11 protein-coding genes and 5 tRNA genes are annotated in these 12742 nt (G+C 62.5%); 11 read left to right on the top strand and 5 right to left on the bottom strand.

Annotation, left to right across the window (positions count from 1 at the left end):
- Positions 1-30 precede the first annotated feature (30 nt).
- On the top strand, positions 31-759 hold the full coding sequence (locus C0Z18_RS00985; protein WP_102643487.1) for a C40 family peptidase: 729 nt from the start codon (positions 31-33) through the stop codon (positions 757-759).
- 122 nt (positions 760-881) lie between these two features.
- Here C0Z18_RS00985 and C0Z18_RS00980 read toward each other — a convergent pair whose 3' ends face one another.
- On the bottom strand, positions 882-1862 hold the full coding sequence (locus C0Z18_RS00980; RefSeq protein WP_102643486.1) for a patatin-like phospholipase family protein: 981 nt from the start codon (positions 1860-1862) through the stop codon (positions 882-884).
- 210 nt (positions 1863-2072) lie between these two features.
- Here C0Z18_RS00980 and gltX point away from each other — a divergent pair, with 210 nt between their 5' ends.
- The 7 genes from gltX to C0Z18_RS00945 all read left to right on the top strand — a co-directional run bounded on the left by gltX (position 2073) and on the right by C0Z18_RS00945 (position 5357).
- The gene (gltX, locus tag C0Z18_RS00975) at positions 2073-3482 is read left to right on the top strand and encodes a glutamate--tRNA ligase (protein ID WP_102643485.1); all 1410 of its coding nucleotides are present in this window, start codon (positions 2073-2075) and stop codon (positions 3480-3482) included.
- 114 nt (positions 3483-3596) lie between these two features.
- Positions 3597-3672: transfer RNA gene (locus tag C0Z18_RS00970), tRNA-Ala, on the top strand.
- Positions 3673-4164: 492 nt separating this feature from the next.
- Positions 4165-4240, top strand: a tRNA-Glu gene (locus C0Z18_RS00965).
- Between the two features lie 79 nt (positions 4241-4319).
- Positions 4320-4396, top strand: a tRNA-Asp gene (locus tag C0Z18_RS00960).
- 75 nt (positions 4397-4471) lie between these two features.
- Positions 4472-4547: transfer RNA gene (locus tag C0Z18_RS00955), tRNA-Glu, on the top strand.
- Positions 4548-4625: 78 nt separating this feature from the next.
- Positions 4626-4702 (top strand) — tRNA-Asp (locus C0Z18_RS00950).
- A gap of 175 nt (positions 4703-4877) precedes the next feature.
- A complete protein-coding gene (locus C0Z18_RS00945; RefSeq protein WP_102643484.1) occupies positions 4878-5357 on the top strand; it encodes a GNAT family N-acetyltransferase in 480 nt (159 codons plus the stop codon).
- Positions 5358-5440: 83 nt separating this feature from the next.
- Here the strand turns inward: C0Z18_RS00945 and C0Z18_RS00940 are convergent, their stop codons facing one another.
- Positions 5441-6289, bottom strand: coding sequence for an AraC family transcriptional regulator (locus C0Z18_RS00940; protein ID WP_233216768.1), 849 nt, complete (start codon positions 6287-6289; stop codon positions 5441-5443).
- Between the two features lie 344 nt (positions 6290-6633).
- Between C0Z18_RS00940 and C0Z18_RS00930 the strand changes: the two genes are divergently transcribed.
- The gene (locus C0Z18_RS00930) at positions 6634-7065 is read left to right on the top strand and encodes a gamma-glutamylcyclotransferase family protein (RefSeq protein ID WP_102643678.1); all 432 of its coding nucleotides are present in this window, start codon (positions 6634-6636) and stop codon (positions 7063-7065) included.
- Between the two features lie 115 nt (positions 7066-7180).
- Here the strand turns inward: C0Z18_RS00930 and aceB are convergent, their stop codons facing one another.
- Both aceB and C0Z18_RS00920 read right to left on the bottom strand, forming a co-directional pair.
- On the bottom strand, positions 7181-8773 hold the full coding sequence (gene aceB / locus C0Z18_RS00925) for a malate synthase A (RefSeq protein WP_102643482.1): 1593 nt from the start codon (positions 8771-8773) through the stop codon (positions 7181-7183).
- 86 nt (positions 8774-8859) lie between these two features.
- Entirely contained in the window at positions 8860-9600 is a 741-nt protein-coding gene (locus tag C0Z18_RS00920) for a haloacid dehalogenase type II (protein WP_102643481.1), read from the bottom strand.
- Positions 9601-9740: 140 nt separating this feature from the next.
- On the opposite strand from C0Z18_RS00920, the gene C0Z18_RS00915 reads away from it, so the two are divergent.
- Together C0Z18_RS00915 and C0Z18_RS00910 are read left to right on the top strand one after the other, a co-directional pair.
- Positions 9741-10643, top strand: a complete 903-nt coding sequence (locus tag C0Z18_RS00915) for a LysR family transcriptional regulator (protein WP_102643480.1) — start codon at positions 9741-9743, stop codon at positions 10641-10643.
- Between the two features lie 190 nt (positions 10644-10833).
- Positions 10834-11268: a universal stress protein gene (locus C0Z18_RS00910; RefSeq protein ID WP_102643479.1), complete on the top strand. Its 435-nt coding sequence runs from the start codon at positions 10834-10836 to the stop codon at positions 11266-11268.
- Positions 11269-11401: 133 nt separating this feature from the next.
- Here C0Z18_RS00910 and aceA read toward each other — a convergent pair whose 3' ends face one another.
- The gene (gene aceA, locus C0Z18_RS00905; RefSeq protein ID WP_102643478.1) at positions 11402-12709 is read right to left on the bottom strand and encodes an isocitrate lyase; all 1308 of its coding nucleotides are present in this window, start codon (positions 12707-12709) and stop codon (positions 11402-11404) included.
- Positions 12710-12742: the final 33 nt, after the last annotated feature.

Here is a 12742-nt window from a genome sequence, read left to right as displayed (position 1 = left end):
CTCTGATTCTTAAGCAAAACCTACCGACCAATGCAGCACCGAAATTTTGCCCAGGCTTGTACGCGCGTCGTCGCCGGGATGTTCATTGGCGTGTTGATGACGGCAGCTACCGGCGCGTTCGCAGACGAAACGAGTAGCTCCCCGCAAATCGCTTCCCCCATTCCGGCTCACCTCGAGTCGGATGGGTCGTCTTCCGCATCGTCTTCTTCTCTCGCTTCTAATACGAGCAACCTCCCCGCAGCGGATACGAGCACGAGCGGTCGTGCCAAGGCGTTCCTCTCGGGCGTCGCGGGCAAGGCCGGCGACGTGGTCGTCGGCGCGCTGAACATGATCGGCGTGCGCTACCGTTGGGGCGGCAGTTCGCCCGATTCGGGTCTCGATTGCAGCGGTTTCGTGCGCTACGTGTTCCAAGACACGCTCGGAATGGCGCTGCCGCGCCGTGCCGAGGAAATGAGCCGCGTGGGAGAAAAGGTCCGGATGGCCGATTTGAAACCGGGCGATCTCGTCTTTTTCAACACGATGCGCCGTACGTTCTCGCACGTCGGCATCTACATCGGCGGCAACAAGTTCGTGCATTCGCCCTCGACGGGCAGCACGATCCGTGTCGACGATCTCGATGACGGCTATTGGGAGAAGCGCTTCACGGGCGCGCGGCGGATCGAAACGCAGTTCCCCGTGAACGTCGAAGATCTGCGCAAGCGCGTGAGTGCGACGATGGGCGGCGACGCATCCGCCGGGACCGGCACCGGCAGCAACTGAGCGGCATCCGGCCGGGCGTGAATACGTCCGGCAATCGAACGACGCGGTATGGATTTCGTCCTTGCCGCTAGAAAGCCCGCCTTAGAGCGGGCTTTTGCTATTGGGTCCGAGGCTTCGCGCGGTCAAGCGGCCGCTGCCACGCCCGCGCGCCGCTCGGCGAGCTTGCGTTGCAGTTCGGGGTACAGCCGCGCGACGGCTGCTTCACCAGCGAGGATCGCTTCGTTGCGTTGGCCGAAGTTGCTGCCGCTCATGGCCGCCAGGTTCGGGCGAATGACGAAGTCGGCGTACTTCTCGAGTTCATACGTCTTGATCGTCTGACCCATGATCGTGAACGTTTGTAGCAGTACGTCGAACGAGTTCTGCGTCGCAGCGCTTTCCGGATTGGCCGAGATATCTACGGCGATGACGAAGTCTGCGCCCATCTTGCGCGCGAACGAGGCCGGCACGGGGCTGACGAGGCCGCCGTCCACATACTCGTGGCCGCCGATTTTGACCGGCTCGAAGATAGACGGAACGCTGCACGAAGCGCGCACGGCGATACCGGTATCGCCACGCTGGAACAGGATCGGCTGGCCGTTGCGAAGATCGGTGGCGACGATGCCGAGCGGCTTGGCCATTTTCTCGATCGTGCGATGCTGCAGCGTCGTGTCCACGTAGTTCTGCAGCGCGAGCCCTTGCAAGAACCCGCGCGTGCGAAACGGCATGGCCCAATCGCTGATCGACGCTTCGTCCATCGTCAACGCGAGCTTGTTGATTTGCAAGCCGCTCATTCCCGACGCGTAAAGCGCGCCCACGACCGAGCCCGCGCTCGTGCCGCAGACGATGTCGATCTGTAGGCCACGTGCCTCGAGCGCCTTGATTACGCCGATATGCGAGAAGCCGCGGGCGGCGCCGCCGCCGAGCGCGAGTCCGATGCGAAGCGGTTTGGGCGGCGCGGCCGGCGGCTGAGCCGGGGAGATGTTCGATTCGTTCGTACGCGTGGCGGGCGATGCGCAGGCGGCGAGGAGGGCCGATGCGCAAGCAATCGAAAAGCCGCGGCGGGTGAGGCGAGGGGAAGACGGTTTCAACGATATCTCCAGCGGCGCGCCGGGATTGGCGCGCATCGATCGCCGGACTGGGACCTGTGCACCCGCCGGCACGCCGCTCGCGAAGGCGGCGCGGGCACATCATACGGCAAAGCGTTCGGACGCGGCGCTCGCCGCTTGGCCGTCGCCGGGCGAGCAACGCGAGGCGCCGGGTATAATTGCGCTCTATTTCTGTTCGCTCGACGGCATGCCGCCCGCGTACACGCCATCGAACCATCGACGCTATCTATGACCACCGTCCGTACCCGCTTCGCTCCGAGTCCCACCGGTTTCATCCATCTCGGCAACATCCGCTCCGCGCTCTATCCGTGGGCGTTCGCGCGCAAGATGCATGGCGCGTTCATCCTGCGCATCGAGGATACGGACGTCGAGCGCTCCACCGCCGCGTCGGTCGATGCGATTCTCGAAGGGATGAAGTGGCTCGGTCTGGACTTCGACGAAGGTCCGTTCTATCAGATGCAGCGCATGGACCGGTATCGCGAGGTCATCGCCCAAATGCTCGATCAAGGGCTCGCGTATCGCTGCTATATGTCGATGGAAGAGCTCGAAGTTTTGCGCGAGCGCCAGCGTGCCGCGGGAGAGAAGCCGCGCTATGACGGCACGTGGCGTCCGGAGCCGGGTAAGACGCTGCCGGCGCCGCCCGCCGGCGTGGAGCCGGTGATCCGTTTCAAGAATCCGCTCGACGGCGTCGTTGCTTGGGACGACGCGGTCAAAGGGCGCGTCGAAATCTCGAACGACGAGCTCGACGACTTGGTGATCGCGCGTCCCGACGGTACGCCGACCTACAACTTCTGCGTCGTGGTGGACGATCTCGATATGCGCATCACGCACGTGATTCGCGGCGACGATCATGTCAACAACACGCCGCGGCAGATCAACATCCTGCGTGCGCTCGGCGGCGAAACGCCCGTGTACGCGCACTTGCCGACCGTGCTGAACGAAGCGGGCGAGAAGATGAGCAAGCGGCACGGCGCCATGAGCGTGATGGGCTACCGCGATGCCGGTTATTTGCCCGAGGCGGTGCTGAACTACTTGGCGCGTCTGGGCTGGTCGCACGGCGACGCCGAGATCTTTTCGCGCGAGCAGTTCGTCGAGTGGTTCGACCTCGAGCATCTGGGCAAGTCGCCCGCGCAGTACGATCACAGCAAGCTGAACTGGCTCAACAATCACTACATCAAAGAGGCGGACAACGCACGGCTCGCGCAGTTGGCGGTGCCGTTCTTTGCCGAACTCGGTATCGATGATGCCGCGCTTGCTAGCGGTCCTGACGCGGCATCGGTCATCGGGCTGATGAAAGATCGCGCGACGACCGTCAAGGAGATCGTCGAAAACGCGGCGATGTTCTATCGCGCTCCGGCACCGGAACCCGAAGCGCTTGCACAGCACGTGACCGATGCGGTGCGCCCGGCGCTCGCCGAACTCGCCGCCGCGCTGCGCACGTGTGAGTGGACGAAGGAGGGCGTGGCCGCCGCGCTGAAGGCTACCCTGGCCGCGCACAAACTCAAGATGCCGCAACTGGCGATGCCCGTGCGTTTGTTCGTGGCCGGCACGACGCATACGCCGTCGATCGACGCGGTCTTGGTGTTGTTCGGGCGCGAGTGTGTCGTGAGCCGTATCGAAGCGGGGCTCTCGATCTGACCGGCGGTCATTGCCGCGGCATTCCTGATCGCCTCGCGAAAAAATGCAAAAAGATCAGGGAAGGGTATTTACAAGACGGAAAAGGGTCCATATAATCTCATTTCTGTTCTGCAAGGGGGTATAGCTCAGCTGGGAGAGCGCTTGCATGGCATGCAAGAGGTCAGCGGTTCGATCCCGCTTACCTCCACCAAACATCGCAGACAGAATCAAAGAAAAGCTCTGGTTTCCAGGGCTTTTTCTTTTTCTACGGCTCGTAGATTTCCTCCCTCCTGTTTCCGCCGTTGTGCCCAAGTGGTGTCGCTGCCGAATCGATCGATCGCTCGCTCGCTCGCTCGCAAGGTCATCGGGAGAGCGGACATCCAACCGGCGCCGAAGGCGGCACACATCGGAACGTTGACTTACTTCAACGAGCTTCCGCTAGACATTCCTTCCATACTTTAGCCATCCCCAATGAAAACCGCTTGCATGGCCGTGCGACGTATGCGTATAATGCGAGGCTCTGCTGTTCGAGGTGTCGCGTTTAGCGGTATATTGCGCGATATGGTCGGAAGGCGGTTGTGAAGTGCTTTCGAAGTGCAGTGACTGAAAGAAAAAACTTCACAAACGCTGATCGACGAGTTAGAATAGCGTTCTTCGCTGTTGACGAAAGTTGAAAAGCGAATCGCGGTAGTGAAAAGATTTTGTCCCCTTCGTCTAGAGGCCTAGGACATCACCCTTTCACGGTGAGTACAGGGGTTCGAATCCCCTAGGGGACGCCAAACATCGGCGGTGCTTCGGTGAAGAAGCATCGCAGCTTACGAGACGAGACCGACGCTCGTGAGTATGATGAGTTGTTATGGAGTGGTAGTTCAGTCGGTTAGAATACCGGCCTGTCACGCCGGGGGTCGCGGGTTCGAGTCCCGTCCACTCCGCCAGACAAAGCCCGTTCAGGGTTCCTTGAACGGGCTTTTTTAATAAAAGTGTAAGCAGTATATTGAGCAGTACCTGTTGTCCCCTTCGTCTAGAGGCCTAGGACATCACCCTTTCACGGTGAGTACAGGGGTTCGAATCCCCTAGGGGACGCCAAAACATCGGCGGTGCTTCGTGATCGAAGCGCTGCAGCTTGCGGAAACAACCGACGTTCGCGAGCGAAGATGCAAGACTGGAGTGGTAGTTCAGTCGGTTAGAATACCGGCCTGTCACGCCGGGGGTCGCGGGTTCGAGTCCCGTCCACTCCGCCAAATAAGAAGCCCGTTCGAATCTGATTCGAACGGGCTTTTTTCTTCTCCCCATGCCTCGCCCGCAGCGTCGCTTCAGACGGACAGTCGCCTCTTCGTGCGCGCCCGGACAATCCGCCATTGCAAGTCGTACGATGCTGCCTTACTGTGATCACGGTTTCTCTTCGTTCCGGCTACGATGTTCGATCCGACCGACGCGCCTTCACGCCACGCGCCATCGCCGTTCCACCTGCGCCAAGCATCGATGAGCGATTTCGCCTTCGCTGAGGCGTTGACCCGCACCAACATGGGCCGCTACTACGAGCGGCATCGGTTGGCTTGGAGAGCCGATTTGTTTTTGGCGAGCTGGCAGGAATCCGAAAACTTCATCCTCGAAATCGATAACGAGCCGATCGGCGTCTTGCGGCTGACCGAGGAAGGGGACTCGCTGCATATCCGCGATGTACAAATCGCCGAAGGGCATCGCGGCGAAGGGGCAGGGACGTTCCTGCTCGAGACGTCGCACCAGTGGGCCCGCGAGCGCGGCCTACAAGAATTGCAATTGCGTGTATTCGTCGATAACCCCGCCGCGCGTTTGTACCTGCGTATGGGCTATCGCGTGGCGGGGCCCCGGTTGGGTCAACTCAGTGCCATCCGCCATATGACGCGCCGAGTTTGATGCGCTGTATCCAAGGCGCGGCGACGAGGCTATCGTACCGGGGCTCGAGGCATTCAAGGATTGTCAGGCGGCGCAAGCGCGTCTCAATCATCGTCGGTGCCCGACCGTTCAGGGGCTGCCTCGCCGTCGCGCATCATGAATGCGCGCGGGCTTTCCCCGAACGCACGCCGGAACATCGCCGAGAAGGCACTTTGGCTTTGATACCCGAGTTCATGAGCGATCTGCGATAGGGCCCGGCCGCGATTGAGCAGCGGGATCGCTCGCGCCAGCACGGCCTGTTGGCGCCACTGTGAAAAGCTCAAGCCGAGTTCTTGGCGAAACAGCCGTGCGATCGTGCGCGTGCTCGCGCCGACGCTTTCGGCCCAGTACTCGAGCGAATCGTTGCTGCCGGGATCTTTCAACAGCGCCTCGCAAAGCGCCCGCAAGCGTTTTTCCGCCGGCATGGGCACCGACAGCGGCAGCGGCTCCGAGCGCGTGATCTCATCGAGCGCGAGCGCGCCGAGCAGCCGTTCGCGCGAGGAGTCCAACTCGTCGGCATCGAGCGCGGCGATCGCTTCTCGAAGCAGGCCGGACACGTCGACGACGCGGCAGGCATCGAGTCCCGCGGGCACCACGGATTCGTCGATATACAGCGTACGCAGGTAGGCGTCCTCGATGATGACGACTTCATGCGGCACGTGGGGCGGGACCCAGATCGCGCGGGACGGAGGCACCATCCACGTGCAGCTTTCGACGGCGACGCGCATGACGCCGCGCGAGGCATACGCGAGTTGCGCCCACGCATGCAGGTGCAGGGCGATGCTTTCCCCAGCCGGCATGGGCCGAGCCCGCACGCGAATCGGATGCGTGGCAGTGGGTGCGACTGACGCGGGGATATCGATCAGGCGCACCCGCGCGGTGGACGCCGGCGCGGCGAGTTCGTTCGGGTTCACGGCGGCGCTTCGTAGGCAAAATGAAAGATTTAACGATGCCCGCATCAACAAAGCGGACGGCGATCGATATTGTATGTGCGTCTCGCTCTCTTGCCCGGACGACGGAGACGACCTGCCGGCCCGGCTTCGCGCTGGCCAGCGCGCGGCGACGCTGTCGAACGGCTTGCGCACCACGCTCGCGGACGGCTCATTCGACATGCATAATGCGCTTGCCGGGCATGGGCGGGACGAGCTTCGTCGCCGCGTCGTGCCGGTGCCTAACGATCGCCGGCGAAGTTAAAAGCATGGAACCGAGCCATGCAATCGGCGACGCGCAAATCCATACAACAAAAGGACGAGGGCAAATGAAACACGTATTTGTTTACGGCACGCTACGTGCGGGTGAAATCAACGACATCGGGGCGGCCGCCGCGCGCAATGGAATCAGCACGCCACGGCTGGTGGGCCGGGCGGCGGTAACGGGGCGGCTATACGATCTGGGCGACTATCCGGGACTCGTGCAAGACGAGGCGGCGGGTCCGGTGCGTGGAGATGTCTATGAAATCGACGATGCGCTGGTACCGGTGCTCGATCGGATCGAGGGTATCGAGCCCGGGGGGGAGGGTGTTTTCAAATCGCGCGAGTTGACGGTGACCGTCGCCGATCGCGAGCTGCGCTGCTTTTTCTATCCGGTCGACGATGTGTCCGTGAGCGGTCGCACTCGAATCGAAGCGGGCGATTGGATCAGTTATCGCCTCGCGCGCGACTCGGTCGCCATGCTGGAATACGGCCACTAACTACGGCGACTAGCAGCGTTCCACGGGAAGAGCGGCCGGAGCATCGCGTTCGCGACGGCCCGGCCAAGGCGGCGGCCGTGCATCGATGCGGGCCGCCGTTTTGTTTCCAATGTGTTTAGACTTCTTCGTAAAGCGGCAGCGTCAGGAAGTCGGTGAACGTTTCCGACGTCGACATCTTCTCGAAGATCGTCCCGGCCCGATCGTACGAGTCGGTGTTGCCGCCGACCGCCTGCTTCACCTTCGGCAGTTCCTCGGCGATCAGCGCGCGCACGAGCTCGGCCGTGACCTTGCGGCCATCCTCGAGCTTGCCCTTCGGCGAGCGGATCCATTGCCACACTTGCGAGCGCGAGATTTCCGCGGTGGCGGCATCTTCCATCAGGTTGTGGATCGGCACGCAGCCGTTGCCCGTGAGCCAAGAGCCGAGGTAGTGGATGCCGACGTTGATGTTGTTGCGCAACCCGGCTTCGGTGATCGGCGCTTCGGGACGGAAGTCGAGCAAATCCTTGGCGGTGACTTGCACGTCCTCGCGCTGCTTCCCGATCTGATTGGGTTTGTCGCCGAGCACGGCGACGAACTCTTCCATCGCCACGGGCACGAGGCCCGGGTGCGCCACCCAGCCGCCGTCGTAACCGTCGGTGGCATCGCGCTTCTTGTCGGAGCGCACGCCCGCCATGGCTTTCTCGTTCGCCGCCGCATCGTTCTTGTTGGGGATCAGTGCGCTCATGCCGCCGATCGCGGGCGCGTTGCGCTTATGGCAGGTCTTGAGCAGATGCAGCGCATAAGCGCGCATGAACGGCACGGTCATCGTGATTTGCGAACGGTCGGCCAGGCAGAACGCTTGGTCGTTCTTGAACTTCTTGATCGCAGAGAAGATGTAATCCCAACGTCCCGCGTTCAAGCCCGCGCTATGCTCGCGCAGTTCATAGAGGATTTCGTCCATCTCGAACGCCGCGAGAATCGTCTCGATCAGCACCGTCGCGCGGATGGTCCCACGCGGCACGCCAACCGCCTCTTGCGCCGCCAAGAAGATGTCGTTCCACAGGCGCGCCTCGAGATGGCTTTCCATCTTGGGCAGATAGAAGTAGGGGCCGCTGCCGCGCGCGAGCAATTCCTTCGCGTTATGGAACAGGAACAGCGCGAAGTCGAAGATGCCGCCCGAGACACGCTGACCGTCCACCGTCACGTGCTTTTCGTCGAGATGCCAGCCGCGCGGGCGCACCACGAGCGTCGCGACCTTATCGTTCAGCTTGTACGTCTTGCCGTTTTGCTCGAGCGAAATCGTGCGGCGCACGGCATCTTTCAGATTCAGTTGGCCCGTGATCTGGTTGTGCCAGTTGGGCGTGTTCGAATCCTCGAAGTCGGTCATGTACGAGTCCGCCCCCGAGTTCAGCGCGTTGATGATCATCTTGCGCTCGACCGGGCCCGTGATTTCGACGCGGCGGCATTCGAGATCCTTCGGCAGCGGTGCGATCGTCCAATCGCCGTCGCGCACGGCCTTCGTCTGCGCGAGGAAATCGGGGCGCTCGCCGGCGTCGAGCCGCTTCGTGCGCTCGATGCGCGCTTGCAGCAGTTCGCGGCGGCGGGCCTCGAACGTCCGGTGCAGATCGGCGACCAGCGCCAGCGCCTCGGGCGTCAGGATCGTTTCGAAGCCGGGCTCGATAGCGCCGGTGATTTGCATGCCTTGGGGCAACGACAACGTGTTCGCCATGGAAAGTCTCCTTTTGGTCGGTCAGATGGCAACGATAGGGGCGACGTTCTCGCACGTCGGGGCAAGGGCGGGCGAGACCATGCGCTTCAATCCTTTTCGGTCAATGCGAGGGTTTTGACGAAATCGACGAGTTCGGCCATGCCGGTGCCGATGCCGCGCGGTTTCGATCCGAGTTCCTCGAGCGGCGCGCCGGATCGATTGATCCAATAAGTGGTGTAGCCGAACCAGCCGGCACCGGCTACATCCCAGCCGTTCGACGAGACGAAGACGATCTCGCGCGCGCTCGCATCGAAAGCGCGCGTACCGAGCGCGTATGCGGCGGGTGCCGGCTTGTAAGCATGGGCCGAGTGCACCGAGAGGACGTGATCGAACAAGTCGGCGATCCCGGCGCTTTTAACGGCGATTTCGAGCATCCCCGGATTGCCGTTCGACAGAATCCCCAACCCGAGCGCACGGCCGTCCGGCGCAGCGCCGTACTCGCGCAGCGCGCGCAGTGCCGGGGCGGTGTCGGGAAAAGCGGAGAGGCACGCGTATTGATCCATGAGGCGCTTCTCGCCGGCTGCGTCCAGCGGCAAGCGCAATCGGCGCGCGGCGTGACGCAACGCATCGAGCGTCACGTCCCAGAACGGCTTGTAGTGAGAGCCGTTCGGATCGGCCAACGTGCGCAATTGCGAGTATTCGATCTGCTTGAGGCGCCACAACTGCGAGAGCGCGTCACCCTGTCCGGGGAACAACTGCTCCGCGGCGGCCACCACCGAGTGCACGTCGAACAGCGTGCCGTACGCGTCGAACAGCACGGCTTTCGGAAAACGTCGTAACGATGTCATGGCCGCATCCCCCTGTACTTAAGGTCAGTACCGTATTCTATTTGTGACCTGATGGATCGAAAAAGGCACGCATTGTCACTTGATCTTTGACTTTTTAGTACATAATCGGCCGATCGATCGTTTTCCCTCGGACGGGCCGCATGTCGCGCTTCAAACAAATCGAAACTTTCGTGGCCGTGGCGATGAAGGGCAGTCTCTCGGCCGCCGCGCAAGCCGAGGGCGTCGCGCCCGCCGTTATCGGCCGCCGGCTCGATGCGCTGGAGGAGCGGCTCGGCGTGAAGCTCCTGATCCGCACCACGCGTAAGCTGACCCTTACGTTCGAGGGCTCGGCGTTCTTGGAGGACTGTCAGCGGATCGTGAACGACATGCAAAACGCCGAATCGAGCGTCTCCGCGGGTGGGGTGAAGGCGAGCGGTCATGTGCGGATTTCGGCGCCCGCCGGGTTCGGTCGCAAGCACGTGGCCCCGGTGATCCCCGCGTTCGCTTCGGCGCATCCCGAAGTGTCGATCGCGCTCGATTTGTCCGATCGGATGGTCGATCTCGTCAACGAGGGCTTCGACTGCGCCGTGCGCTTCGGAGAATTGCCCGATTCCTCGCTCGTATCGTTGCGGCTCGCGGAAAACCGCCGCGTCTGCGTGGCCGCGCCCGCTTATCTGGAGCGCCACGGCATGCCTCGAACGTTGGCCGACCTCGCCCATCACAATTGTCTGGCCCTGGCGGCGGGCGTGAATCAGCAGCGCGGCTGGACGTTCCAAGAAGACGGCAAAGTGGTGTCGATCAAGGTATCGGGCACGCTCGAATGCTCGGACGGCGCCGTCTTGCACGAATGGTGTCTCGCGGGGCATGGTCTCGCCTGGCGTTCGGCGTGGGAAGCCGGGGAAGATATCGCCGCCGGCCGGCTCGTCACGGTGCTCGATGCGTTCGCCGCGCCGCCGATCGGGATCCACGCCGTGTTTCCGCAGCGCAGGCATTTGCCGCTGCGTGTGAGGCTTTTTCTCGATTTCCTTAAACATACGTATGAGCGTCCCGGCTACTGGCAATGACCGGCGCGGCGGCCACGCGCGGGTTTCCGATATGCGGACACACCCGAGGCGCGCTCGCCGCGTGGCGCGGGCGGCACTACAATCGATTTGAGTCCGCTCGCGCTGCACCGCACGATCGCGCCGAGCGTCGCGCCGCAGGCCCATGAGCGAGGTTGGGTGCCAAATACGGCTTATGTCGAGGAGGGGCGTTATGTTCAAGCACATCCTGGTCCCGACCGACGGCTCCGAGCTGTCGCAAAAGGCGATCGACGGTGCGATCGATCTCGCGCGTACAGTCGGCGCTCGCATCACCGCATATGCCTGCTTGCCTCAGTATCCGTACTCGCCGTTCGCGGAGGTCGTCGTCGAACAACCCGTCGACTTTCTGCAGCGCAGCGAGCGCGAAGCGCGCGAGCATCTCGTTGAAGTGGAGCAGGCCGCGCAGCGCGCCGGGGTGGTGTGTACGAGTCGAACCAGCGTGCATCCGTCACCGTATCTCGGCATCATCGAAGCCGCGGAGAGCGGGGGATGCGACGTGATCTTCATGGCCTCGCACGGGCGCAAAGGGCTCGGCAGCCTATTGATCGGCAGCGAGACGCAACGCGTGCTCACCCATACCAAGATACCCGTGATCGTCTATCGCTGAGCCCGGCTGAGCCCGCGCGGGTTGCACGCTTTCCTGCTTTCGACGATGAAACGCCGAGCCCCGCATGCCGATCGCATGCGGGGCTCGCGTCCCCCCTGGCCCCTCTCGCGAGTCCCTTCGTTTAGCCCTTCGTTTAGGCAACCTTCTTCGTGTCGAAGAACTGCTCGTCTTCGGTCGAGCCGTGCAGCGCCGTCGTCGAGGCTTCGCGCTCGACCGTCTGCGTCACGGCGTCGAAGTAGCCCGTACCGACTTCGCGCTGATGCTTCACCGCGGTAAAGCCCTTTTCGGCGGCGGCGAACTCGGCTTGCTGGAGTTCGACGAATGCGCTCATCTGCGAACGGGCATAGCCGTGCGCGAGGTTGAACATCGAGTAGTTGAGCGCATGGAAACCCGCCAGCGTGATGAATTGGAACTTGTAACCCATCGCGCCCAGCTCCTTCTGGAACTTCGCGATCGTCGCATCATCGAGGTTCTTCTTCCAGTTGAACGACGGCGAGCAGTTGTACGACAGCAATTTGCCGGGGAATTGCTTGTGGATCGCCTCGGCGAACTTCTTGGCGTACTCGAGATCCGGCTTGCCCGTTTCGCACCAGATCAGATCGGCGTACGGGGCATAGGCGAGACCGCGCGAGATCGCTTGTTCGAGACCCGGCGTCGTGCGGAAGAAGCCTTCCACCGTGCGCTCACCCGTCAGGAACGGACGATCGTTTTCATCGACGTCGGACGTGATCAGGTCGGCCGCTTCGGCGTCGGTACGTGCCACCAGCACGGTCGGCACGCCGCACACGTCGGCCGCGAGACGCGCTGCCGACAGCTTTGCAACGGCTTCGCGCGTCGGCACGAGCACTTTGCCGCCCATATGACCGCATTTCTTGACGGACGCCAGTTGATCCTCGAAGTGCACGCCCGATGCGCCGGCCTCGATCATCGCCTTCATCAGTTCGAACGCGTTCAGCACGCCGCCGAAGCCGGCTTCGGCATCGGCCACGATCGGGGCGAAGAAGTCGATATAACCTTCGTCGCCGGGGTTCTTACCTTCGGACCATTGAATTTGGTCGGCGCGCGTCAGCGTATTGTTGATACGCTTGACGACGAGCGGCACCGAGTTGGCCGGGTACAGCGACTGGTCCGGGTACATTTCGCCGGCCACGTTCGCATCGCCTGCCACCTGCCAGCCCGACAAGTAGATGGCCTTCAGGCCGGCCTTCACTTGTTGCATCGCCTGGTTGCCCGTCAGCGCGCCAAGCGCGTTGACGAACGGCTCGTTGTTGACGAGGTTCCACAGCTTTTCGGCGCCGCGCTTGGCAAGCGTGTGTTCCGGCTGGATCGATCCGCGCAGGCGAACGACGTCCTCGGCCGTATAGCCGCGCTTGATCCCCTTCCAGCGCGGATCGGTTTCCCATTGTTGTTGCAGTTGCTGTGCTTGCTGTTGGCGTGACATGGTGGACTCCTTGGTACCTAAAAGAGAGAAGGG

This window comes from Trinickia dabaoshanensis, assembly GCF_002879885.1.
In the GTDB taxonomy this organism is placed as follows: Bacteria; Pseudomonadota; Gammaproteobacteria; order Burkholderiales; family Burkholderiaceae; genus Trinickia; species Trinickia dabaoshanensis.
Note: the sequence above shows the minus strand (reverse complement) of the source record. Positions and strands in the feature narration are given on the sequence as shown.

Excerpts from the sequence above, each read along its gene's own strand:
- C0Z18_RS00985 (WP_102643487.1), top strand. The coding sequence starts at position 31 with ATGCAGCACCGAAATTTTGCCCAGGCTTGTACGCGCGTCGTCGCCGGG.
- C0Z18_RS00980 (WP_102643486.1), bottom strand. The coding sequence starts at position 1,862 with ATGCGCGCCAATCCCGGCGCGCCGCTGGAGATATCGTTGAAACCGTCT.
- gltX (WP_102643485.1), top strand. The coding sequence starts at position 2,073 with ATGACCACCGTCCGTACCCGCTTCGCTCCGAGTCCCACCGGTTTCATC.
- C0Z18_RS00945 (WP_102643484.1), top strand. The coding sequence starts at position 4,878 with ATGTTCGATCCGACCGACGCGCCTTCACGCCACGCGCCATCGCCGTTC.
- C0Z18_RS00930 (WP_102643678.1), top strand. The coding sequence starts at position 6,634 with ATGAAACACGTATTTGTTTACGGCACGCTACGTGCGGGTGAAATCAAC.
- aceB (WP_102643482.1), bottom strand. The coding sequence starts at position 8,773 with ATGGCGAACACGTTGTCGTTGCCCCAAGGCATGCAAATCACCGGCGCT.
- C0Z18_RS00920 (WP_102643481.1), bottom strand. The coding sequence starts at position 9,600 with ATGACATCGTTACGACGTTTTCCGAAAGCCGTGCTGTTCGACGCGTAC.
- C0Z18_RS00915 (WP_102643480.1), top strand. The coding sequence starts at position 9,741 with ATGTCGCGCTTCAAACAAATCGAAACTTTCGTGGCCGTGGCGATGAAG.
- C0Z18_RS00910 (WP_102643479.1), top strand. The coding sequence starts at position 10,834 with ATGTTCAAGCACATCCTGGTCCCGACCGACGGCTCCGAGCTGTCGCAA.
- aceA (WP_102643478.1), bottom strand. The coding sequence starts at position 12,709 with ATGTCACGCCAACAGCAAGCACAGCAACTGCAACAACAATGGGAAACC.